Origin of the sequence: Pseudomonas sp. JAI111 (assembly GCF_024809425.1) — a bacterium.
In the GTDB taxonomy this organism is placed as follows: domain Bacteria; phylum Pseudomonadota; class Gammaproteobacteria; order Pseudomonadales; family Pseudomonadaceae; genus Aquipseudomonas.
The window spans coordinates 177,582-201,032 of record NZ_JANUCB010000001.1 but is presented as its reverse complement, the minus strand read 5'-3'; the positions used below and the strand labels follow the sequence as shown (position 1 = coordinate 201,032).

The following is a 23,451-nucleotide window of genomic DNA, read 5'->3' as shown; positions in this document are numbered from 1 at the left end:
TTGAAGCATGATCTTCATCCTCCATTGCATGGAATCACTCGTTTGATCAATTTACCGATGGACATGCCTTGGATCAGGATAGAAAACACCACAACCAAATAGATCAGGCAAACTACTACATGGCGAGCCTCTCCCGGCGGCAGCGACAAAGCGAGCGCCACTGAAATTCCGCCGCGCAGTCCACCCCAAGGCATCACACTCCAAGAGGCTTTAGGCAGCCGAAAGCGCTGACCCAAGACTGCAATCGGAACCCCGCCGCCGGCAGACACGACAGCAAGTTCAGCACTATCACCATCAATCCCGTGGTGATCAAAGAGTTGGAGAAGTGGATCAAAACGACTTCCAAGGATGAGCACAACCAACATCGCGTTTAGAGTTCCGCTACGTGATGTCCCCGACCACAGTGCCTAGAAGGGCGCCGCCACCCGATACCCTTAGTAAGACCTGAGAGGCGTCGGTGACAGACGACGCTTCACCGCTCGCGATCATTGCCCGTATCAGCGAAAACAGAACGACGTTGACGGCATCTTTAAATAACGACTCGCACGAAATCACCACTTCGACACTATGGGGGGGCACCTGCTGAGTTCAGGATGCCCATCACCGCAATGGGCTGGGTGGGCGATATCAGAGCGCCGAACATCAGACAGTAGGAAAGTGCTAACTCAAGGTTGGTCAGGGACAGCTACTCCCAGAGCCCAAAGCCGATGATCGGCGTTGAACGGGTCGTCCCAACCACGGCCAGGGATGCAATTTGCCATTGATAGGCACGTAACTCCGACAAATTGACGTGCAACACCCCCGCGAACAACAGCGAGGACAACATGCCCTGCATCAACAATTCGGAAAAGTCGACGGACTTAATCAATGATTGCTCAATGGTGTGCAAAGTGTGAAAGCCAAGCGCATCGGATGCCATGTTTAACAACGACAGGGCCAACGCAATGTCCATCACGCCGATAGCGGATGGCAAGCCCACGTATCTGCGATTGAGAAAGGAGAGGGTCGCAGTGATGCAGAGTATTGCAATCATGTCCAGTTTTGGTCAGTTGGCTCCCCGGCGCAAAGCCTCCATGGGACGATAAAATGCCTCGCCAGTGCCACTTAATGTGGCGCAAATTTATCTGATGTCCATTTCGCCGCCTCGATTTCCAAAAAACAGGAGGATGCGGTCAAGGCTGCCGAATCATTGGCACAGACTCGTTTGGAGCAAAGGCTTTTTTCCAGGACATGGCTGTGTGGACACGATGGCATCTATTTTGACTACGCCTTGAACCATCAATAATGATGGCCGTAAATTCTTCTGAACCTTCTGAGATATCGATCGACTAATCCTTTGGATCGCTAAGTTCTGACAGAGCTGGCGGATTTTGTATTAGCTGCGAGTGTTTTTTGCCATTTTTCGTAAGGGGCTCTCGCCGGAGATCAGGTGGGAGTGGGAATGACACAGGAGATTATTAGTTTTTTTACGGAATATCTTTTCCTGGGGATAACCCTCGCAAACTGGGTACTTGCATTCAGTGCCACAACGCTGAGTTTCATACTGGCACGAAGCGCGATAGTTTTCGTTCTCAAAAGAAGTCGAGCGAAAGCATCAAATTCTGAGGCTCATCTGACCCAGATCATGGTCGAGGTGCTTTCAGGTACCAGCAACACCCTTCTGCTATTGGGCTCAATACTCATTGGGGTCGGCTTTCTTGACTTGCCTGAGCGCTGGCTGGGTCGAGTCAGCAGTCTCTGGTTTGTTGTAGTGGCCTTACAAGCCGGCCTGTGGGCTAACCGCGCTATTGCTCTAGCTCTGTCTCATTACTTTCTGCGTCACAGTGCCTCCGACACGTTCCAAGGCAGTGCCCTGGCAACCCTAAGCCTATGGGGAGCAAAGGTATTTCTGTGGATGGTTGTATTGTTGGCAATGCTGTCAAATGTCGGTGTCAACATCACCGCATTTGTGGCAAGCCTTGGCGTAGGGGGTATTGCCATAGCATTGGCAGTCCAGAATATATTGGGAGACGTTTTCGCTTCGCTTTCCATCGCCGTGGATAAGCCATTTGAGGTAGGTGATTTCATAGTTGTAGGTTCGATGTCAGGGACAGTCGAACATGTGGGCCTCAAAACGACGCGCATTCGCAGTTTGAGCGGCGAACAGATCGTCATGGCCAATGCCGAAATGATCGGCAGCACCATCCAGAACTATAAACGGCTTCAAGAGCGCCGAATCGTATTCGAGATCGGGTTGACATACGATTGCTCTACAGAACAGGTCAAACAAGTACCCAAAAAGATCGAGCAGATCATACGAGGTCAAGAAAAGGCCAGGTTCGACCGCTCTCATTTCAAAAGCTTTGGTGAAAGTGCCTTGGAATTTGAGACGGTGTACATCGTTTTGGATCCCAGCTACAACGTTTACATGGACGTCCAGCAGACAATCAATTTTGAGTTGATGGAAGCCTTTGCTGCACTGAATGTTAACTTCGCTTTCCCATCACGCACTGTTTATGTGGCCTCCCTGCCTATTGAAAACAGACCCGTTGCAAAAGATGAGTCACCGCCAGCGTCGGTTGAACTTGCTCCAACAAAAACGGACACCAACTCCCTGTTGAATTGATGTGCCCGACAAGCGCCTGGGCGCCCTCGCAGCAGGATCCAAAACCCGACGCGGTAAGCCGGGCGGCTTGATGCAGTGTTCAAGCAGAAGGCTGTGATCACGCATCGCGGGCAGCAACGGGTTACACGTGCGTGACGCAGCAATCCCTAGACACGATGGTAGCCATAGCTGGGTAACTCGCTGACCCGCTTTACCGGTCGCCCCCCTCCACAAGAGTGCGTGCACAATCCAATTTCTCGCCCGGGCGTTCAGATCCTCGTCGCCACCCTTCGCTGGGGTTATGATCAAGTGACATGAATCGGACTCCCAGACCTATGCCCATAGACCTGCAAGAGCTCTATCCCAAACTGATCCATCTGATGCTGGACACGGTCTTAGTGGTTGATAGGGACAACCAGATTGTATTTGTGAGCGATGCCTGTGAGGCATTGCTGGGTTACCGTGCCGACGAGATGACCGGCAGCGCGATCACCGACTATACGTATCGTGAGGACCTGGCCGCCACACGAGCCTCCATTGTCCGGGTCATGAATGGTCAGCCCCACGTCGATTTCCGCAACCGCTATATCCGCAAGGACGGAGGTGTCGTGTACATCCTCTGGGCTACTTTCTGGTCAGAGGAAGTGGGGGCGCGGATGGGTGTCGCGCGTGATGTGACGGCTCTCAGCTAGGCCGAGGAAGCATTACGTTTCCTCGGCCATCATGATCCGTTGACAGAACTGATCAACCGGTCGATTTTCAATGAGCGACTGGACTTGGCGCTGCAAGCGGCATACAGCAACAAGAGTACGCTGGCTTTGCTTTTTCTGGATATCTATGACTTCAAGGGTATCAATGACTCCCATGGACATGCCGTGGGTGATCGTGTGCTCTGTACCATTGCACAACGGCTGTAAGACTGCGTACGCGAGACGGATGCGGTGGCCCGTATGGTCGGTGATGAGTTCATTGTTTTGTTGACGGACATCGAGTCGCAGAGCGCCGTTTCCAAGAGGGTGGTGGAGATCTTCACGGCCATGGCTGAGCCGCTGGGCGCTGAATTTGGAGAGGTAATAATGCCGTCTTGCAGTATTGGCGTGGCCATTTATCCCGCTAACGGAGAGGATGCCGATACTCTACTCAGCCATGCGGATGGCGATAAGTACCACATGAAAAGGTGCCGCTCTGCGGCTGGATAACGAGCGCGGGTAGGCTTCAGCAGCCACAGCAGGTTTGAATTTATTCAAAAAATCCAATATTGGCGGGTTCCCGGCCATTCATGGGTACGGCGCGTGCTGGTCAAATTCGATGCAAAAGGAGGTCAGAACCGATGCCAATGGCAGGTCAGCTAAAAAGCAGTGCAAATTCGCCGCAGAGGGGCCAAGCGCCACACGCCCTGGTTCTCCTAAGCAATGAGGTATGGCTCGTCGACCGACGGTTTGAGCGATAGCGCTTTGCGCAAAACTCTTCACTACCAATCGATTTCCACCTGTAGGTAGACGGTACAGTGCAAGCGGTCAACCGCTGTCGATTGCACGATGGCCAAATGTATCGTGCTCTCGCCACCTGCCGGCAAGTGGGAGCTCCCGACTCTCCCAAGCTCAAGGTTCGATTCGCACCTGCGTGGTTGTCGTTCCTCTCAGCAGTGTGGGGGGACTACTGCTTTGCAGTGAACAGATGCTGATGACAAGGCAATAGCGTCGGGCGACGTATGTATTGGCGAACTGATGTGGGTTGGTCCCACGTCTCCTTGTCGGATTTCTGGACGGACTACAAAGCCGGAAGAGCGAAGGATATTCGTGGCGTTATCCAGCGCTTTTCGATTTGGCTGAAAGCGGGCATAAACTGGTGCCATAGAGGCTCGCAACTTTCAGATAATTGTCAAAAGTTTGCTAGAGTATGTGAGCAAATATCTCGTTTTTACCATAGGAACAGCGGGGCTATCAGACCAACGCACGCTAATGCGTGTCAATACAAGGAGATGATCGTGCAGAGAGACACTCTAGACGATTCACAAAAAAAACCTAATTCACCCAGCGGAGAAGGGATACCAGCTCCGAGCGGTGAGGCCAATCTGATTGACACCGATTACGTCATCGGTCAGGACAATATCAGAGGCGATTTTTCGTTCTCCTTAGATATTCATGGCAAAGTATTCATCATTTCTGCAGCCACAGTATTGCTTTTTGTCATTATGACGCTGGCTTTACAGAATGAAGTTGAACCTCTTTTCAGTTCAATCCGTAATTGGTTGACCGGCCACTTGGCCTGGTTTTTCATGAGCGTGGCCAACATCTTTGTAGTTCTATGTCTCGCGCTGATTGTTTCGCCTCTCGGAAAAGTTCGATTGGGCGGTAGGGATGCCAAACCGGATCACTCATACATCGGTTGGTTTTCTATGCTGTTCGCCGCAGGTATGGGCATCGGGCTTATGTTCTACGGTGTTGCGGAACCGATGTCTCATTATTCCGCCGCAATGGGAGGCGTCAGCCTCGATGCATCCGGAGCGCGTGTTGACTGGGCACCACTTGGAGGGGCCGCGGGTGATATGAAGGCCTCTGCCGACTTGGCAATGTCTGCGACCATCTTCCACTGGGGGCTCCACCCTTGGGCAATTTACGCAATTGTTGCGTTGTCCTTGGCATTGTTTTCTTATAACAAGGGCTTACCGCTTTCGATACGGTCCATTTTTTACCCATTGCTGGGCGAGCGCGTATGGGGATGGCCGGGTCACATCATCGATATCCTGGCGGTATTTGCCACCTTGTTCGGGTTGGCGACTTCTTTGGGTATCGGTGCAGAACAAGCGGCAGCGGGGATTGAATATCTATTTGGTATCAAGTCGACCAATGTCAGCAAAGTGGTGCTGATTATAGGCATCACGATGATTGCCCTTTGGTCAGTGCTTTCGGGCTTGGACAAGGGTGTAAAGATGCTGTCCCAGATCAATATGGGACTGGCTTTGCTCTTGCTGCTGTTCATTATTATTGTGGGTCCAACAGTGGCTATTTTCACTGGTTTCTTCAAGAACTTGGTGACCTATGTCGAATACCTGCCCGCACTTTCCAACCCTTTTGGTCGCTCGGATGCTGAGTTCACCCAAGGCTGGACCGCGTTCTACTGGGCGTGGTGGATCAGCTGGTCGCCGTTTGTAGGGATGTTCATCGCGCGGGTCAGTCGTGGCCGTACCGTCCGGGAATTCTTGATTTCGGTACTGTTGGTGCCTTCGCTGGTATCGGTATTGTGGATGACCACCTTTGGTGGGACTGCCATCGATCAGGCAACAGTTCAGGGGCTGGTAGGTGTCAAGGACGCCGTACTGGAGCTCAAGTTGTTCGCCATGCTGGAGGGGTTGCCGCTCAAGGAAATCACGTCACTGCTCGGGATTGTCCTGGTGATTGTCTTTTTCATCACCTCCTCGGACTCCGGTTCGCTTGTGATCGATACGATCACGGCGGGAGGGAAGGTCGATGCCCCCGTCCCGCAGCGCGTTTTTTGGGCCATCATCGAGGGCGTGATTGCCATCGCTCTACTGTTGGGAGGAGGCTTGGTCGCACTGCAAGCGATGGCGGTTTCCACGGGGCTGCCCTTCGCCATTGTGCTGATGGTCGGATGTATTTCGCTGGTCAAAGGGCTGATGTCTGAACCCCGATCCTGATCCGTTTTGAAAGGTAGAAAAAAGGTGCATCTGTGAAAATGCACCTTTTTTACAGGCTTTTTTTTGTGCGTCAGTCCCATAGCTCACCAACGGCGATAGAGGGGACGTAGTGGTTGGCAATTTGTGCCTGCAACAACTCCGCCGTGGCGAGGGCATCAGTCAGGGCATGATGAGCGTGATACTGCGGCAGGTTGTACCGCATACGGCTATCAGCCAGCCTGATCGATAGAAGAGGTCGGCGAAAAAGCCTGTCAATCCAACCGCGTTGCTTTCGATGCATTCGTGCCTCCAGTTGCATGGTGTCAATCACTGGGAACTGCAATCCTTCTCCAATGTGACGGCGCAGCGACTGATCTAGAAATCCCCGTTCGATGGCTCGGTAGTGAACGACAATCACTTTTCCAGCCATGGCCTCCAGAAGCGTCTCCAATACGTCGGGCAACTGCGGCGCATTCAAAATATCGCTGTGTGTAATGTGGTGGAAGGTGACTGATTCGCCGCGCAACTCTGACGGTGGATTGATTAGCCAATACAATGCTTCGCCACACCGTATTCGCTTCAGCGTGAAAGGCAGTAAACCAATACTGACAATGCCGTCAGCCTTCGCATTCAGTCCGGTGGTTTCAACATCCATTGCGAGCATTTCAACGTGCTCCAAGGGTGTTTCTGCGCCGACGACGCCGGCCTCATAAAAACGCTTAAGAAGCGGATGTTCAGCTTGCGCCGCGAGCGTATGGAACCGCGCATTCCAATCTATGCTTGCACTGCGTTTCTGAGAAGGTGCATTAGTCATCGAGAAGGCCTGACGCTGCCGGGATACCTGAAACGTAAAAACTTCTGTGCATTGCTCAGCACCCGGAACGCCTCCTTGAGATTGTGACGTTCGCTATTTGAAATACGTTCGGGCTCAATATAGTTATCTGGTATTTGCCCTTGCTCGATCGCATCGGCTTGGTGCCGAATCCGCACCATGGACAAAAATTCCAACGCGTAGCGTAAATGTTTGATGGCCTCCGGCTGCATGAGTTGTGTGGCGCTGATGGCATCCAGTCGATCAAAGGAGTTCTGCGCCGTACTGCCGCACGCCAGGGCATGAATCCGGATCACGTCGGTCAACGGGGCGGTGCCACGACCTTTGAGATTGATCAAATGCTTGTGTTGGCCATCCGTCTCCATAACAAATGTGCGGAAAAAGCCCAAGGGTGGCGTTCTGTTCAACGCGATACGTGCCATTGCGTTGAGAAAGGTCGGCGTAACACTCGACTTTGTCGCACACAGGTTCTTAAGCTGCTCGACCAATGCGAGTTCGCCGTAGACGCCGTCAAGATCGAAGAAGATGCAGCTTTTAAGCAAAGTGGCGGGGTTGGGGTTTTCGATCCACTGGGTGAAATACGATCGCCAGACGCGCAAAGGCTGACGCCATTGAGCATTGGTTGCCATGATGCCGCCCTTGCAATAGCTATAGCCGCAGGCAGCAAGGCCGTCACTCACGTATCCCGCCAGTTTTTTAAAGTACTCGTCGTGTTTTTCGGGATCAAAACGATCGTCCAGTACCAATGCGTTGTCCTGGTCGGTCAGGAGCAGTTGTTCGTCCCGCGCCATTGATCCAAGCACCATGAAGCAGTACGGAACCGGGGGCGGGCCCAACTCTCCCTCTGCCAACTCAAGCAAACGTTGGGTGAAGGCGCGTCCGATACCGGAAATTGCGTTACCGATCATCTGGGCCGTGGCGCCGTCGCGCACCATGCGGATATAGGTGCCACGCAAGTCCCGCAGCAGGGATCGCAAACCTGAGACAGAAGTCTGGTTGGAGATACTGTTGACCAGATACAAGCTGCTCTGCGATTCGTGCCGAATAATGTCAGACAGGTTGATCAGGCCTAAAGCGTGTCCTTTGTGAACGACCGGCAGATGATGGATGTTGCGCCTTAGCATGCACAGCATGGCTTCAAATACCGAGTCATCCGCCTGGATGACAATCGGGTCGCCGGACATCACCTCAGCAACCGTCATGGCGCTGGCACTGCCATTGGTGGCCACCACTCTAGTGCGAAGGTCCCTGTCCGTGACGATCCCCAACATCCTTTCTGTGCCCTGCTGACCAGGCTCTAGTACAACCACGCAGGAAACGCTTTCCCGAGTCATCAATTGCGCGGCTTCATGGATGGAAGTGTGGGGGGCGACCCAGACCAAATCGCGCGAAATTAAAGCGCGTGATTTGAGTTGTATCAAATCGCTTGCCCGACCTTGGGCCTCGACAGCCGACTTGAGTCTGGAGTGACCTTCGGCTTCGACGAAATCAGCAAAACTGTCGTTTTGATCGCACAGTTCGGCGAACACGTTCGCCGGGATAAAGTAGATCAGGCTGTCTTCGAGTGCGCGGGCTGGGAAACGTACTTTGTTGCTGCGCAGTAAGCCCGCCTGGCCAAATATATCGCCCTCCTCAAGACGATTATAAAGCGCACCGTTACGTCGATAGATTTCTACCGCGCCACTGCGCACGTAGTGCAAGTCACGAATAATTTCGCCGGCTTCAAGGATCTTGCTTCCTGCTTTGAAGTAACTGACCTCAACGCGCTGCGCAATCGCTTCCAGGGTGACTTGCGACAGCGTGTCAAAAGGAGCGAACCGGTGAAGATGGTCGCGTATTTCTAGTAACTCTATCTGCATGAAGTCTCGTACCTAACGGGTTTGGAGCAAAGGATGCTGCTCCGTCGCTGCAGTTTCATCAGACGCTGCGGTTCATTCGCTACGGCTTTGTCACCGGCGTCTTGCGTGCTGATGATAGTTGAAACCCACCCCAAAGAACGGTCTCCGTTACGACTGAGGGCAGATGATCTGCTTGCAAAAGAGCAGCATGCCTCGCGCGCGCAGTGGCACCTGTTGCACAAATTCGGGGATCAAAAGGGCAGGGTCATCTATTTTATGTCGACTGATACAAAACCTGTGTTATCGTCGGCCATCAATCTACAGAGCCAATTCAGTCAATGGCCCGTCCTCGCACATTCGATGAGTCGATAGTTCTAACCGCTGCCGTCGAGGCATTCTGGACGCAGGGATACGAGGGCACTTCAACCCGTGATCTCGTCAGGTTCACTGGCCTCAATCAGCCAAGCCTTTACAACGCCTTTGGCGATAAACGCAGTCTTTATCGCCGTGCCCTTGAGCATTATCTGGAGTGCAGCGTGCGCGCTCGGATTCGGCGCCTCGAAGGCGCACCACACGCGGGGAAGGCCATTACCGAGTTCTTTGCTGAAGTGCTGTATCGCACGCTGAACGATCCATTGAACCGTGGGTGCCTATTGGTCAACTCTGCCCTTGAGGCGAATGGAGAGGATGCGGATTTGCGTCAGGCTGTGGCGGATGAACTTGAAGCAATTCGCAGCTTTTTTGAAGACCGGTTGCAGGCTTTCAGCCTGCAACAAGAGGGTGCTGCAGCGATAGAGGCGAAGCAGGGTGCCAGTCATCTTGTCAGCGTCTTGCTGGGTGTTCGAGTGTTGGCACGGATCAACCTCGATCCTGCGTGTGTAACAGACGCTATTGGTATTGCACTTCATAGCCTTGGGCTGCCGCCCTTGAGTTCTTGCGACGTTCACTGAAAGCCAATACACGGAGTCAACATGATCAAGTTCTATTATCATCCGTCACCCAACCCGGCCAAGGTTGCGCTTTTCCTGGAGGAAACAGGTCTTGCATACGAACTCATCCCTGTTGATACGCGCAAGGGTGAACAGCACGATCCAGCGTTTATAAAGATCAATCCCAACGCGAAGACTCCGGCGCTGGTAGATAACGACAACATTGTGTTCGACAGCAACGCCATACTGCTTTACCTGGCTGAAAAGACCGGGAAATTCCTGCCTGCCGACACTCTAAAAGCTCGCGGTGAGATGTATTCCTGGCTCATGTTCGTTGCAACCGGTATTGGTCCGTATTCCGGTCAGGCGGTTCATTTCAAACACTTCGCACCCGAGCCAAAAGATTACCCTGTTACCCGCTACACGTTCGAAGCCTGGCGTCACTGGAGAATCATCAACGATCACCTGGCCAACCAGCCTTACATGCTCGGGAGCGAGTACACGCTGGTGGACATGGCCGTATGGGGTTGGGCACGCGCGGTACCTTTCATCTTGGGTAATGAAGCGTGGGAAAAACTTCCGAACGTTAAACGCCTACTCGACAAGATCAACGAACGGCCGGCTGCACAGCGTTCTGAAGCGCTGAAAGCTCAGCACAGTTACAAGACCGAGATGGATGATGAAGCCCGTAAGGCAATGTTCCCTCAGATAACTCAGTAGAGGCGCCAGACCATGATCGACTTGCATTACTGGACTACCCCTAACGGGCACAAGATTTCAATGTTCCTCGAGGAGTCCGGGCTACCTTATCGCATCGTTCCTGTGAACATTGGCAAAGGGGAGCAGTTCACGGCTTCGTTTTTGAACATTGCTCCCAATAATCGGATTCCAGCCATAGTCGATCATGCGCCACTGGAGGGTAGTCAGCCGTTATCTATCTTTGAATCGGGCGCCATTTTGTTGTACTTGGCTGATAAGACACATCAGTTCATTCCTGATGATCTACGAGGGCGCAACGAAACGTTGCAATGGTTGTTCTGGCAGATGGGAGGACTGGGGCCGATGGCAGGGCAAAACCATCACTTCGTCCAATATGCTCCTGAGCCAATCCCCTACGCACAAGATCGCTATATCAAGGAAACCGCTCGATTGTATGGCGTCTTGAACAAACACTTGGCTGACGGTCGTGACTACATTGCTGGCGACTACAGCATTGCCGATATGGCCAGCTACCCCTGGATCGTGCCGCACACGCGTCAGCAGCAAGACCTTGCCGACTTCCCTCATTTGGCCCTGTGGTTTGAGCGCGTCCTAGATCGCCCTGCGACGAGGCGCGCCTACGCGCTGGTGGAACAAATCAACACCGCACCGGTGGTCGACGAGGAGACTCGCAAACTGCTGTTCAACCAGGATGCGAGTACTGTTCGGTAACGCCTATCTCGGGGAAATGCCTCGCGTTCCGCTGCATTCATCCCTCTATTTCCTGAAGCCAAACGCGATCTCTCGATGTCATGACTTCATGACGTCATCAGTTCATGCCCAGCCAGTTTGGTAGAGCCAGGGAGATCCAAGGCACGTAGGTAATCAGGATCAGGAACAGCAGCAACAGCATTAGCCAAGGCATGGCCGCTTTTATGGTTGCAGGCAGCGTCATGCCTGTCACAGCGGAGGTTACGAACAGATTCAAACCTACCGGCGGAGTGATCAAGCCGATTTCCAGATTGACCACCATGATGATGCCGAGATGAATCGGGTCGATACCCAGCTTTGTAGCAATGGGGAAGAGGATGGGGGCCAGAATCAAGATGATCGCCGAAGGTTCCATAAAAGCGCCCGCAATCAGCAAAACAATATTCACCACTAGCAAGAAGGTTACCGGTGTGAGTCCCGCCTCAATGACCCACGTAGTGATTTGCTGCGGTAGTTGCTCGGTAGTCAGAACATGTGCAAAAAGCATTGCGTTGGCAATGATGAACATCAGCATGATGCTTAATTTGGCAGAGTCCAACAGGACCTTGGGTGTGTCACGAAAGGTCAGGTCCTTATAGACGAACAAGGCGATGAATGCTGAGTAGACCGCTGCCACTGCCGCCGCCTCAGTCGGGGTAAACATCCCGGAGTAGATGCCGCCCAGAATGATGAGCATCAGTAACAGTCCCCAGACCGCCTTGCGGGCTGTGCCAACCCATTCGCGGAAAGTCACGCGGGGCATGGCGGGCAAATTCTTCTTAACGGCAACGATGTAGATCGCCACCATCAGTGCTACCCCAAGCAACAATCCCGGTATAACGCCCGCCATGAATAGTTTACCGACGGACGTCTCGGTGGCGGCAGCGTATACCACCATCACGATCGAGGGGGGAATCAGGATACCTAAGGTCCCGGCATTGCAGACAATGCCTGCGCCGAATGATTGTGGATAACCGGAGCGGACCATGCCGGCAATGGCAATGGAGCCTACTGCCGCCACAGTCGCCGGGCTGGAGCCGGAGAGGGCAGCAAATAGCATGCACGCCAATACTGCAGCAATGGCCAGGCCGCCGCGAATATGGCCGACGCATGCATTGGCGAAGTCTATCAGCCGTCGGGCGACGCCACCGGTGGTCATGAAGGCACCGGCAAGCAAGAAAAATGGAATGGCTAGCAGGGTGTAGTGCTCTGACGTCTCAAACAGTTTGATCGCTAGAGAACGTACGGAGTCCGGGCTGAAAAATACAATGGTCATCGAGCCTGCCAATCCCAGGGAAATAGCAATGGGGACGCCAATGAACATCAGTACGAAGAGTGTCGCGAACAGGAAGGCAATGGTCATTATTTGTCATCCTCGTGTTCGCTCAGTTTCATCACGTCAGCGGCTTCATCGGCCAGGCCCAGACCGGTCTGATGGTGCCTCACGATGCGCACAAGAATTTCAGCGAAACGGATAAATACTAAGGCAAAACCTACTGGGACGATCAGCCCTATGTGCCATTGCATGATGCCGAAGTGGCCCAAATCCTCGGCGCCTATACCCGCCATCATGAGAGTGTGGATCCATTCAAAGCTTGCAACGCTGAGCAAACCTGCATAGATCAGGCAGCAGAAGCAGGCCAAAATACCAATGAGCCGTTGGACTGGTTTGCTGGCCAGTTTGACCAGCGCGTCAACGCCGATATGACCGGCCGTGCGCACTCCGTAAGACAGTCCGAAAAAGATGAGCCAACCAAATAGTGCTTTGGTCAGTGAGGTACTCCAGGTCATGGCCTGAGCCATCGTCATGACCCGGTCGCCGATGGCGAACAAAGATTCGCTGGCGCCTTCCCAGCTCTCGGCAAGTCGGTAGAAAAGGGTATAGAGGTTGTTGAGGATGACGTAAACGAACGTTACCAATGTCATGGCAGCCAGAAGGAAGACGATGAAACCCTCCTCGAAGTGTTCCCAGATGCGCCGAAAGGCATTCATGAATGGCATCTCCTGTCGCGTAATGAGAGGCAGGTGTTGCCGATGGAAGCACCTGCCTGCCGGTCATTGAGCCTTGTTAGCGGCTTCGGCAGCAGTGATCAATTCCGGGCCGATATCCGCTTCGAATTTTTTCCAGACGGGTTTCATCGCGACTCGCCATTCCTCGCGTTGCTCAGGTGTCAAAGTGATAATTTCAGTGGTTTTGGCGGCGAGGATGCTTTTCTTGGCGTCCTGATTGAGTTGCTCAGCTTCTTTATTCACTTGGGCAGTAACCTCCACCAGAATCTTGTCAAGTTCGCTGCGAATATCCGGAGGCAAACCATTCCAGAACTTGGTGTTGGTGATCAGCATGTAATCCAGCACGCCGTGGTTGGATTCGGTGATGAATTTCTGCACTTCATGCATCTTCTGGCTATAGATGTTCGAGTAAGGGTTTTCCGCACCGTTGACCACACCGGTCTGCAACCCCTGATACACCTCGGCAAAGCTCATTTTGCGCGGATTGGCACGCACGGCCTTGAACTGCTCCTCGAGCACGGCAGAGGCTTGCACCCGAAACTTCAGGCCACGGGCATCACCGGGAACACGCAGCGGTTTGTTTGCGGACAGCTGTTTCATCCCATTGTGCCAATAGGCCAGGCCGGTGATGTTTTTGCTTTCCATGGACTTGAGTAGCGCTTGGCCCTGCGGGCTGAGCTGGAAGCGATCAACCGCGGCGATGTCATCAAACAGAAAGGGCAGGTCGAACAGTTGGACGGTCTTCGTATACTGTTCGAACTTGGCCAGAGACGGCGCAATCATTTGTACGTCCCCAAGCAGCAGGGCCTCCATCTCCTTGCCGTCACCAAACAACGAGGAGTTGGGATAGACCTCGACCTGGACCTTGCCTGGCAAACGTTCCTCTACCAGTTTTTTGAACAGCAATGCGCCTTGTCCCTTGGGAGTCTGCTCGGCAACCACATGTGAGAATTTGATTATCACCGGATCTGCAGCCATGACCGTGCTCACCATGCCTAGGGCAAGGGTGCACGCGAGTGCTTTACATATAAATTTGAACATTTAGGGCAATTCCTCTTGTTTTAGTTTTTCGTACGGATCCATGCTCAGAAGTGCAGCCGTACAGCGGACAAGAGCAAGTCTAGGCAGAAAACTTCAATTTGGAGGGTGATAACCAAATATGGTTAGAAAACTGTTGAATTCGAGTTAGCACCTCAGCGCTGTTTTAATCGAGCCGGCTTTGTAAAAAGCAATGGCTACTTTTGGCCTGGGCTACAGCAAACGCGGTGCGTTCAGCTCGATAGACATTTGCGAATCCAACGCGGCTCCTCTGTTTCCGCCGACTGAAACGCTGTCTATGTTTCTGGCTCAAGCGATGTGTGCGAGCCAAGGGCGGCGATGAGCAGACGCTGCTCAGATCAATGCTCGACACGTTGAAACTGACGCCCTTCTGTTGGGCGACGCTTATTACGCTACCTATTTCCTGATGTGCGAGTTGCAACGCCGAATTTGTCGATGGCGTTCTCGAACAATATGGTGTTCGACGGCGCAGCAGCTGACCCGTGGTTTTCTGCATTCGACAGACAGTATCGCAGCGCCACGAAAACCAGATTGATCTAACGCACCAGTTGTCGAGCCGCTGCACGGAGTGTTTGTTTATCTTCATCCAATGTCAGCGACAGGTCTGCGCGTTTGAGCAGAAGGTCTGCGTTCCTGACACAAGCATCGTTGAACATCTGCGGGTTTATCTGCGCCAGACTTACAAGCGCCTTCATCATGCGCAGGTCTACTTCCAGCAAGCTCGCACCGTCTCTGGCAATCGGTGCGAAAAAGTCATCGAACAGGTCATCGACAGTCAGGCCGCGAAGGTAAACCTGCTCGCAGTCTTCATCGATTTTCGCGGCTTGGTCTTGTGGTTTACCCCAACAAGTGAGGCTTCTGACCCCCCGGCCAATGACGTCAATTGCTGTTCCGGGATCGTTGACCGCTGGCGACAACGCGCGTGAGGCGATCTCCGAAAGTACCGACAATCCGAACCGGGGATCGTGTTCAAACGTACGGCGTACGTCTATGGTCAAGGCGCCAAGGATTTTTTCGGCACTGGCGTGCAATTCGTCTTTGCGTTCTTTGTTCAGGTTCACAATTCGGGCGAGCGGCATGCCTACATGCACAAAGCTTCCCGGAAGGATGTCCAGAAAAATCTGCATCTCGTCTGCTTTGGCGATGACGCCTAACGCGTATACGTCAATGTGTTGGACGTATCCGGTTTGGTGACTGGTGATTGTTTGAGCCGAGGATGCAATCATCCACTCGGCAGGGTAGGCGGCACCGCCCAAATGAGGCCATTGGACCCTGTCGTTAATGGCGTCGATGGTCGCCTGTTCGACACGATCAATGGTTTCACCCACTCGTCCGAGTTTGGACAGGTGATCGATCCAGCGCAGAAGCGTGTAAACAATCAGAATCACCACGGCGATGGTCACCGCAAATAGCAGAACCCTTCCTTGTGTGCCGTAGGCTCCGGTACTCAGTGCAATGATTCCCACCAGGCTGAAAAGAAATGAGCCGATAAAGGTCGCGAGGGCATTTTGTGTGGTGGTGTCCTCCATCACCAGCGTGGTGGCGCGAGGCGTCACGCCACTGCTGGCAGCACCGTAGGCGGTCACCATCGTGCTTAACGAAAAAGTGGTCACTGCGAGCATGCTTGAGGCAATAATGCCCAGTATCTTATCCACGGCATCGGCGCCGATACGGGCGGGCAATGATTCGGGAATGTAGTCCTTGAAGACGACGGCGAGCAGCGCTGTTGCCACGCCCAGAAGCGAAAACAGCGTGGCCCTGAACCACAGCCGTTTGGTCAGTTGATGGAGCAGCCAGCGCCAACGAGCGATCATTGTTTATACCTTGTGACAGTGACGTGATCGGTTGGAAGACTCCGAGTCTGAGTCAAAAGGAGGAGGGCTGATCACCCTAGATGGAGTGTTCCTGATGACCGAAGGTTCATTCAGCAGTTTGGAGTTCCATTGCATCTTGCCTAGCAGCTCCTTATCATCGGCCTGGGTGCGTTGTTGCATACAGTACAGCGCAGGTTAAAGCTCAAACGCTGGTCGGGCCGCCGGCGGAGAGTCAATGTGTCTGATAAATACTCGGCGTCCTCCTCTATTCCCCGTCCTCAGGTTTTAACCGCTCGTGCACTTTCCGCTATAGAACGGTTTTCACATATCGAAGCGGTTAGCGGCATCGTTCTATTACTCGCTGCGCTGGTGGCGCTCATTTGGGCCAATAGCCCGCTTGCTGATTCGTATGAGCATTTCTGGAACACCCAACTCACCTTAGGTTTAGGCGACTTTACAGTCTCGTGCTCACTGCATTTTTTGGTCAATGATGGGTTGATGGCCGTTTTCTTTCTCGTGGTGGGTGCTGAAATACGGCAGGAAATTAATGACGGCGCGCTGGCGAATTTCAAGTTGGCGACATTGCCGCTTGGCGCTGCGTTGGGCGGTGTTTTGATGCCGGCGATCATTTACATGGCGTTCAATCACGGTACCGAAGCCAGTACAGGTTGGGCTGTACCGACCGCCACCGACATTGCTTTTGCTGTGGGGGTTCTAGCACTGCTAGGAAAGTCGATTCCAGGTGGCATACGCGTGCTGCTGCTGGCACTGGCCATCATCGACGACATTGTTGCCATTTTGGTCATTGCTGTTTTTTATACCGCGAGCCTGGATTATCTGGGCCTAGTGGTAGCGCTGAGTGGGCTGGTCTTGGTGTTGGTTTTTCAGCGCATGGGCATTGGCAAGGCGTACGCGTACCTGCTGCCTGGCGCCATTGTCTGGTTTGGTCTCCTGAAAACTGGTGTTCATCCAACACTTGCGGGCGTCATTCTCGGTCTTATGACGCCGGTAAACTCAAAGCCCGCAACTGAACGTCCACTAGAGACCATTGGGCGTACGTTCCATGAACTGATGGACAGGTTTGCCCAAACCAACAACAGTCCGCAGGAGGTCGCTAAACCGCTGAAGCAACTCCAGCAAGCCCAGAGGGAAATATTGCCTCCGGTACAGCGCGTTCAGGCTGGACTGCACCCCTGGGTAGCGTTTGGTGTCATGCCGCTCTTTGCATTGGCCAATGCGGGTGTGAGTCTGCAAGGCATCAACCTGGACGATGCTGTCTCGCGGAGTGTCTTTGTGGGTGTGATATCGGCGCTGGTCCTCGGAAAGCCACTTGGAATTGTTCTGGCGAGCGTCGTCCTCGTCAAACTTAACGTCTGCAAGCTGCCTGAGGGCGTGACATGGTGTGGTGTCGGGCTGGTAGGGCTGCTGGCCGGTATTGGTTTTACGATGTCCATCTTCATCTCGTCGTTGGCATTTTCTGATCCGGCATTACTGTCTGCGGCGAAACTCAGTGTGCTTGCGGCTTCGGCGCTGGCTGCAATCGTCGGACTGATCTGGGGGAAGATGAAGTTCTAAGCCTGCTCTCTTCGCACGAATATCCATTGCGAACAACACGGCGCAACGACTGATTGGCCATTACGCCGTGGTGTTTTATGGAGCGTCTTTCGTACTCGTATCCCTCTTAACTCCAGATAAAATTCACCGACTGCTGATCGGGACCGTAATGCTCTTCCCGAATGTCGAACTGATGGTCGCAGTCGGGTTAGACGATGGACCACTGCCGGTGGTGGTTACCGATACCCGCCAGCGCGCCCCTGTACCGGTTGGCGTGAGGATCGCATTGCCCAGGTTGAGTGGCCCTGCGGTCGTCATCGCCGTGACTGTCAGCGTATTGCCGGTCCCCTTCGACGTGGTACCCGCCAGGTCCCAGGTGTAACGGTTGTTGCTGCGGGCCAATACCGTCGCGCTGGTGACCACCAGATCTTCGTTGACCACCGGCGCTGGCGATACTGCTACGGAGACTGTGGTTGGTGGCGAGACCGCGTTCTTGGCGTCGCTGACCTGATAGGTGAAGGTCGCGGTGAACGGCGCGGGGGCGCTGGCCGGTGGCGTATAGATCACACGTACGCCGTCGGTGCTGACCGTGCCCTGACCGGAGTCCGGCTGCTCCAGGCCGACTACTTTGAGCGGCAGGTTGCCGTCAGGGTCGGTGTCGTTGGCCAACACGTTGATGGTCACCGGCTGCCCATTACTGCTGGCGGCGCTGTCCGGGTTGGCGACAGGTTTTTTGTTCGAACCCTGGTCATCATCGTCGTCATTGTTTCCGTTACCGTCGCCGCTGCGAAAAGTCGGCAGCGCGGCGGAGTTGACGTAAGTGACACCGTCCCAGCCAGGCAGTGGCGTTGGCATCAACTGGAACTGGCCCGGATGCTCGATATCCCAACGCAGCAGCATCGACGTGTCCTCGTGCTGAGTGTTGTGGCAGTGCTCCATGTAGGTCCCGGCAAACTCGCGGAAATGGATCGCCATTTCCACATCGACCGAACTGTCGATGCCCTGGCCGATGCGATACACGTCCTTGCGTGCCCATTTTTCCCATTCCGGTGGCGCCTTGCCGTCGCGGCTGAGGATGATGCCTTCTTCGAAATGTACGTGTACCGGATGGTTCCAGCCGTTGCCGCCGTTCTTGATTTTCCACACCTCCAGGGTGCCGTCTCCGACGTAGCCGCCATCGGTCGGGCCGTTGGCCAGTTGCGGGGCCGCGTTGAGCCGGCGTGGGTCCATGCTGTAGCCAAAACCGCCGTCGGTCTTGATGGTCCACGGAGCTTCGTCTGTGCCGTCGGAGCGGCCGAAGATGAACTCGCGGTGGCGCGCCAGTTTCAGCTTGGCCTGAACGGCTGGGTCATCGCGGTCGAGGGTCAGCGGGATCATGACTTTTCCGGCGGCTTTGCCCGGTTTGGCGGGCTCATAGTCAGCCGGGTTCATGCTGACATCTGTACCGGTATAGGGCTGCACGATCATTTGCATGAACTTGCCCACTACCGGATCTCCCTTGTCCCACTCCGGACCTTTGCTGCCTTGCTTGATCACCGCTTTGTACTTCTCGGACAGCACGTCCGCAAGGCTCAGGGTGTTTTTCTCTGGACCCTTTCCGGTCTTGTGTTCCATTAGGTTGACGAAGTACAGCTTGTCGCCGGTCTTGATCCCGTTTTTCGCGAAGTTGACGATGATGTCGAAGCGTTCGGCGATGCCCTGGGTCGGCAGAATCGCGTTGTGGTTCTGCTTATCGCCATCGCCGTCTAGGTCCATGCTGCCGTCGAACGGCACGGCGTGCTCCATGAGGTTGCCGTCGTTGCCGATCATGTGGAACGGCACCCGGGTGTAGGACACGCCGGAGCCCGAGGGGCCGGAGAATTCACCGCCGTTACCGGCCACTTCACGCACCAGGGCAATGCGCAGATAGCGCGACACCGAGCCGTTGAGAATGCGGAAACGGTAGCTGCGCGCCCGCACTTTCAAGCGCGGCTGGTACTGCCAGTTGACCAGGATCTGGTCGCCGAGGAAGCCGTCGGTGTTGAACGGGTTGAACCACAGCTGGCCGTTCTGATCCCAGGCCTTGTCGGCGACCACCAAGTTGACGTCGTAGTCGCGGTTGCCCCAGGGCAATGCCGAACCGCTGGGCAGGCGCAGATTGACGCCATCCTCGATCGCTTCGTTGCCGCGATCCAGGGCGCTATAGTAGTTCATCATCACCGCGTTGCCCTTGTAGACGTTCTGTGCAGTGAAATCGAGCATGTGGTCGTGGAACCAGTGAGTACTCATGGTTTCGCGCCAGTCGCCACGGATCTTAATCGTGCCGTTTTCGCAGGTCTTCAGACCGGGGCTGGCGTCGTTGACGAACAGCTTCTCACCCGGTGCGCATGGGAACGCCGCCCGCGGGTCCTGCGCTGTGGTGTTGATGGTGTCGTAACCGGCCAACTGTAGCGGCCAGCGATAGTCGTAGTACTGCCCCGGAAAGAAAAACGCGTTGGTGTAGCCGTCGCTTTCAGCCGGGGAGTGGCCATTGTGTTCGTGGGTGCTGATGGTGTGCAGGCCGAAGCCCATGTTGGCAGCCGGGTCGATCGGTAAGGCGTTGTAATGCCGCATCAGCACCGGTTGACCGTAACGCACCATGAGTAATTTAGGCGGAAAGGTACCGTCGAAGGTCCATAACGCATTGTGATTCTGTATCGGAAAATTGGGGTGGAAACGGGTGTCGATGCCTTTGGTCGTACCGGTCGTGGTCGGGATATCCGAAGTCTGGTAGTAGAGACCGCCAGGCCCGAACTCACCGACGGCGTAGTTGTGCAATTGCCTGCGGTCGCGCATGCCGCCGTTGAGTTTGGCGCCCGCTTGCACAGTTTTGAAGGCGACCTGTGGGTAGAACTCGCTCCAGCGCTGATGCGACCAACCCTTTCCTGGCGGACGACCCTCGGCGGGCGAGCCAACCGGATGGCGGTTGAGGAAGCTTTCGATCTGCGTTTTCCAGGGGTTGCGGTCCAGCACATTGGAGAACTGCGACGGAAATGGAAACAGCCCCGGCTGGCGCATGAAGGCTTCCAGTGCTGCACTCGACGGACCGCTCCGAGCGATGTTGTCCGGGTCCTGCTGCGGCGATGGGCCGACAGTGGGTACAGGGAAGGTCAGAGGCGGTGCAGGCAGGGTCGGGTCGAGCTTTTCCGTGCCGAATTCTTCGAACAGCAGTAATTGCTGAGTGTAGGGCTGTGCACCGAATAACGGACTGGGTTTCCCGTTGGTGGGAAAGTTGAACGAAGTTTGCAAGCTTGGCGGCAGCACGTTGTTCGCTCGCGGCGTGTCCCGGTCGCCGTACACGCCGTTGGGCAGGGTGATAGCGCCTTGGTTGGTTTCCGTCATGCCTTTGATGGCATCCAACTCGGCAGCCGCTGTCAACGGATCGGCAGGGGGGGGTAGTAGGCCGACGGGTCTGTCGGCGGTGGCTGGCCTTCATCGTCAAGCGGGACAGCACTGGCCGTGGTCAGGGTGAAGAGCATCGCTGCGCAAGCGACACCAGACCTTCGCAAATAGCGGGTTGATTTGAACGGTGGTGTATCAGATTTCATTATGTTCCCTTCGCGTCATGCCAAATTGGCGAAACCCACCATCTCCGTGGAGGCGGCAGCTGCTGCGGTTAAGGAGGGGGAGTGCAACTGTTGGGTCATCATTCGGGGCGTAGAAAAAAGTTCTAATGAATAAGTTGGTTGTTTCAAAGTGTTTCTGGGTGCTTGCAGGTAGCGTTGGGGGATATTCCTCAGAGTTGGTGGTGCCAGTCCGAGCGACTGGGTGTAGTACCCCATTTATAGAAAAAGTGATCAACCGAGGAAATCTGCTTGAATTCTTCTAAATTCGTCCCAAAGAGCGGCCCTTTATAGACGATCAAGCTCAATTGGAGATTGGGATCAATCAGAGCGCTGATGGTTTCTCTGGATTAATGGTTCTTATGTCCAACATTGCCCATGCAATGGCGAAGGCGACCGCTAGCTGGCGTAGCATTTTTATAGATGGATTGCTTTACAAAATATGCTTTGGCAATATCGGCGACCTGTGTTTCTCGTTCAGTTCTCCATCCCTCTCATTTGGGAACTGCGCAGTCGGGGAATATAGGTAAACCCGGCCCTGTGCCGGGTTTTTTATTCGTAGGAGCCATCTCTCAAAAAAGGTCGCAGATATTCTCTAATTTCTTCGATTGCGAGTTGGGTGGTCGTTAACGGTCTGAAGCCTGATTGAAAAGGCTGCTCGGCTTCAATTTGGCAGGCTATTTCTATGTCCATCGCGGCAATGCGGCTTATCGGTTTCATCCTGGGTGTATTTCTGATCACGCTGGCCGTGAGCATGGCCATTCCTATGGCCATTCCTATGGCTACGCTCGTGGCCTACGAGCACAACGATGACATTCCCGCATTTCTATGGTCGAGTTTGATCACCTTCATCTGTGGCCTCTTGTTGATCGTGCGAGGGCGCCCAGATACTGCCCAACTTCGTCCGAGGGATATGTACCTGCTGACGACAGGCAGTTGGGTGGTTGTGTGTACCTTCGCGGCGTTGCCAATGGTGTTCATCAGCCACATCAGTTACACCGACGCTTTCTTTGAAACGATGTCCGGCATTACAACCACAGGCTCGACTGTCCTGAGTGGTTTGGATACGGCTTCACCTGGATTGTTGATCTGGCGCTCGATGCTGCACTGGCTCGGTGGTATCGGCTTCATTGGCATGGCTGTGGCGATCCTTCCACTGTTGCGAGTGGGTGGCATGCGTCTTTTCCAGACTGAGTCCTCAGACTGGTCGGACAAAGTGACGCCACGTTCCCACGTGGCCGCCAAGTACATCCTTATTCTCTATCTGGGACTCACGGGTGCCGGAGCTCTGGCGCTCTGGATGGCGGGGATGACACCTTTTGAAGCGGTCAACCACGCCATGTCGTTGATCTCTACTGGAGGATTCTCAACGTCGGACGCCTCACTTGGGCACTGGACGCAGCCAGCGATTCACTGGGTGGCGGTGGTCATCATGATTCTGGGTAGCCTGCCCTTTACCTTGTACGTCGCAATGTTGCGCGGTCATCGGCGTGCGCTGATAAAGGATCACCAGGTACGCGGATTTATTGGGTTCTTGATCGTCACCTGGCTGACGGTGGGCACTTGGCTGTATTTTCACAGCGATTACGGATGGTGGGATGCGTTTCGTATCGTGGCAGTCAATGTGACCTCGGTCGTCACGACCACCGGAATTGCGGTTGGCGATTACACCTTATGGGGCAGCTTCGCCGTCTTGCTCTTTTTCTATCTGACCTTCGTCGGTGCATGTTCGGGCTCTACGGCTGGAGGTCTCAAAATTTTCCGATTTCAGGTTGCTGGCGCCTTACTGGTAAGTAGTTTGAAGCAGCTGATCCATCCTCGGGCCGTGATTCAGAAGAATTACAACGGTCATCCCATTGACGAGGAGATCTTGCGTTCGCTTTTGACCTTCTCATTTTTCTTCACCATCACTATTGCCGCTATCGCCTTGGGTTTGGCTCTCATTGGGCTTGATTGGACGACTGCTTTGAGTGGCGCCGCTACGGCGGTGTGTAACGTCGGGCCAGGGCTTGGCACTATCATTGGCCCAGCAGGTAATTTCTCATCATTACCTGATGCCGCCAAATGGTTACTGACCGTAGGTATGCTCCTTGGGAGGCTGGAAATCCTGACAGGGTTGGTGCGCGTAACTCCTGTTTTCTGGAGATATTGAGCTTCACAACTA

15 protein-coding genes and 3 pseudogenes are annotated in these 23,451 nt (G+C 54.2%); 9 read left to right on the top strand and 9 right to left on the bottom strand.

All coding sequences use genetic code 11. From position 1 onward, the window contains the following. Positions 1–14 precede the first annotated feature (14 nt). The gene (locus HNR03_RS00945; RefSeq protein ID WP_259150140.1) at positions 15–365 is read right to left on the bottom strand and encodes a cation:proton antiporter; all 351 of its coding nucleotides are present in this window, start codon (positions 363–365) and stop codon (positions 15–17) included. A gap of 320 nt (positions 366–685) precedes the next feature. Continuing rightward, the gene (locus HNR03_RS00940) at positions 686–1,033 is read right to left on the bottom strand and encodes a cation:proton antiporter (RefSeq protein ID WP_259150138.1); all 348 of its coding nucleotides are present in this window, start codon (positions 1,031–1,033) and stop codon (positions 686–688) included. Positions 1,034–1,441: 408 nt separating this feature from the next. Here HNR03_RS00940 and HNR03_RS00935 point away from each other — a divergent pair, with 408 nt between their 5' ends. The 3 genes and pseudogenes from HNR03_RS00935 (at position 1,442) to HNR03_RS00925 (ending at position 6,242) form a co-directional block, all read left to right on the top strand. Next, positions 1,442–2,605 carry a mechanosensitive ion channel family protein gene (locus HNR03_RS00935; RefSeq protein ID WP_259150137.1) on the top strand — a complete coding sequence of 388 codons (1,164 nt, stop codon included), beginning with the start codon at positions 1,442–1,444 and terminating at the stop codon, positions 2,603–2,605. Positions 2,606–2,919: 314 nt separating this feature from the next. Next, positions 2,920–3,783: pseudogene (locus HNR03_RS00930) on the top strand (diguanylate cyclase domain-containing protein). A gap of 788 nt (positions 3,784–4,571) precedes the next feature. Beyond that, the gene (locus HNR03_RS00925) at positions 4,572–6,242 is read left to right on the top strand and encodes a BCCT family transporter (protein WP_259150136.1); all 1,671 of its coding nucleotides are present in this window, start codon (positions 4,572–4,574) and stop codon (positions 6,240–6,242) included. 70 nt (positions 6,243–6,312) lie between these two features. Here HNR03_RS00925 and HNR03_RS00920 read toward each other — a convergent pair whose 3' ends face one another. Both HNR03_RS00920 and HNR03_RS00915 read right to left on the bottom strand, forming a co-directional pair. Beyond that, positions 6,313–7,035, bottom strand: a complete 723-nt coding sequence (locus tag HNR03_RS00920) for a 3'-5' exonuclease (protein WP_259150135.1) — start codon at positions 7,033–7,035, stop codon at positions 6,313–6,315. Beyond that, positions 7,032–8,912: a DUF294 nucleotidyltransferase-like domain-containing protein gene (locus HNR03_RS00915; protein WP_259150133.1), complete on the bottom strand. Its 1,881-nt coding sequence runs from the start codon at positions 8,910–8,912 to the stop codon at positions 7,032–7,034. Before HNR03_RS00915 ends, HNR03_RS00920 begins: the two co-directional genes overlap by 4 nt. A 317-nt stretch (positions 8,913–9,229) precedes the next feature. Between HNR03_RS00915 and HNR03_RS00910 the strand changes: the two genes are divergently transcribed. Genes HNR03_RS00910 through HNR03_RS00900 form a run of 3 tightly spaced genes read left to right on the top strand, consistent with a single transcriptional unit; the run spans position 9,230 to position 11,251 of the window. Continuing rightward, a complete protein-coding gene (locus tag HNR03_RS00910) occupies positions 9,230–9,841 on the top strand; it encodes a TetR/AcrR family transcriptional regulator (protein ID WP_259150131.1) in 612 nt (203 codons plus the stop codon). A gap of 21 nt (positions 9,842–9,862) precedes the next feature. Then, entirely contained in the window at positions 9,863–10,540 is a 678-nt protein-coding gene (locus HNR03_RS00905; RefSeq protein WP_259150128.1) for a glutathione S-transferase family protein, read from the top strand. A 12-nt stretch (positions 10,541–10,552) separates the two neighbouring features. Next, positions 10,553–11,251, top strand: a complete 699-nt coding sequence (locus HNR03_RS00900; RefSeq protein ID WP_259150125.1) for a glutathione binding-like protein — start codon at positions 10,553–10,555, stop codon at positions 11,249–11,251. 97 nt (positions 11,252–11,348) lie between these two features. Here the strand turns inward: HNR03_RS00900 and dctM are convergent, their stop codons facing one another. From dctM to HNR03_RS00885, 3 genes are all read right to left on the bottom strand, one after another. Then, a complete protein-coding gene (dctM, locus tag HNR03_RS00895; protein ID WP_259150124.1) occupies positions 11,349–12,632 on the bottom strand; it encodes a C4-dicarboxylate TRAP transporter large permease protein DctM in 1,284 nt (427 codons plus the stop codon). Next, entirely contained in the window at positions 12,632–13,261 is a 630-nt protein-coding gene (locus HNR03_RS00890) for a TRAP transporter small permease (protein ID WP_259150123.1), read from the bottom strand. The genes dctM and HNR03_RS00890 overlap by 1 nt, the downstream gene beginning before the upstream one ends. Before the next feature lie 63 nt (positions 13,262–13,324). After that, positions 13,325–14,320, bottom strand: coding sequence for a TRAP transporter substrate-binding protein (locus tag HNR03_RS00885; RefSeq protein WP_405046028.1), 996 nt, complete (start codon positions 14,318–14,320; stop codon positions 13,325–13,327). A gap of 320 nt (positions 14,321–14,640) precedes the next feature. Between HNR03_RS00885 and HNR03_RS00880 the strand changes: the two are divergent. Next, positions 14,641–14,814, top strand: a pseudogene (locus tag HNR03_RS00880) (IS4 family transposase); the annotation flags it as partial. Between the two features lie 60 nt (positions 14,815–14,874). Here the strand turns inward: HNR03_RS00880 and HNR03_RS00875 are convergent. Next, complete coding sequence (locus HNR03_RS00875; RefSeq protein WP_259150122.1) at positions 14,875–16,152, bottom strand: DUF2254 domain-containing protein; 1,278 nt, start codon at positions 16,150–16,152, stop codon at positions 14,875–14,877. Positions 16,153–16,389: 237 nt separating this feature from the next. Here HNR03_RS00875 and nhaA point away from each other — a divergent pair, with 237 nt between their 5' ends. Further along, positions 16,390–17,727: a Na+/H+ antiporter NhaA gene (nhaA, locus tag HNR03_RS00870; protein WP_259150120.1), complete on the top strand. Its 1,338-nt coding sequence runs from the start codon at positions 16,390–16,392 to the stop codon at positions 17,725–17,727. 123 nt (positions 17,728–17,850) lie between these two features. Here nhaA and HNR03_RS00865 read toward each other — a convergent pair. Then, positions 17,851–21,272: pseudogene (locus HNR03_RS00865) on the bottom strand (Ig-like domain-containing protein). 700 nt (positions 21,273–21,972) lie between these two features. Between HNR03_RS00865 and HNR03_RS00860 the strand changes: the two are divergent. Beyond that, positions 21,973–23,439, top strand: coding sequence for a TrkH family potassium uptake protein (locus HNR03_RS00860; protein WP_259150117.1), 1,467 nt, complete (start codon positions 21,973–21,975; stop codon positions 23,437–23,439). The last annotated feature ends 12 nt before the right edge of the window (positions 23,440–23,451 follow it).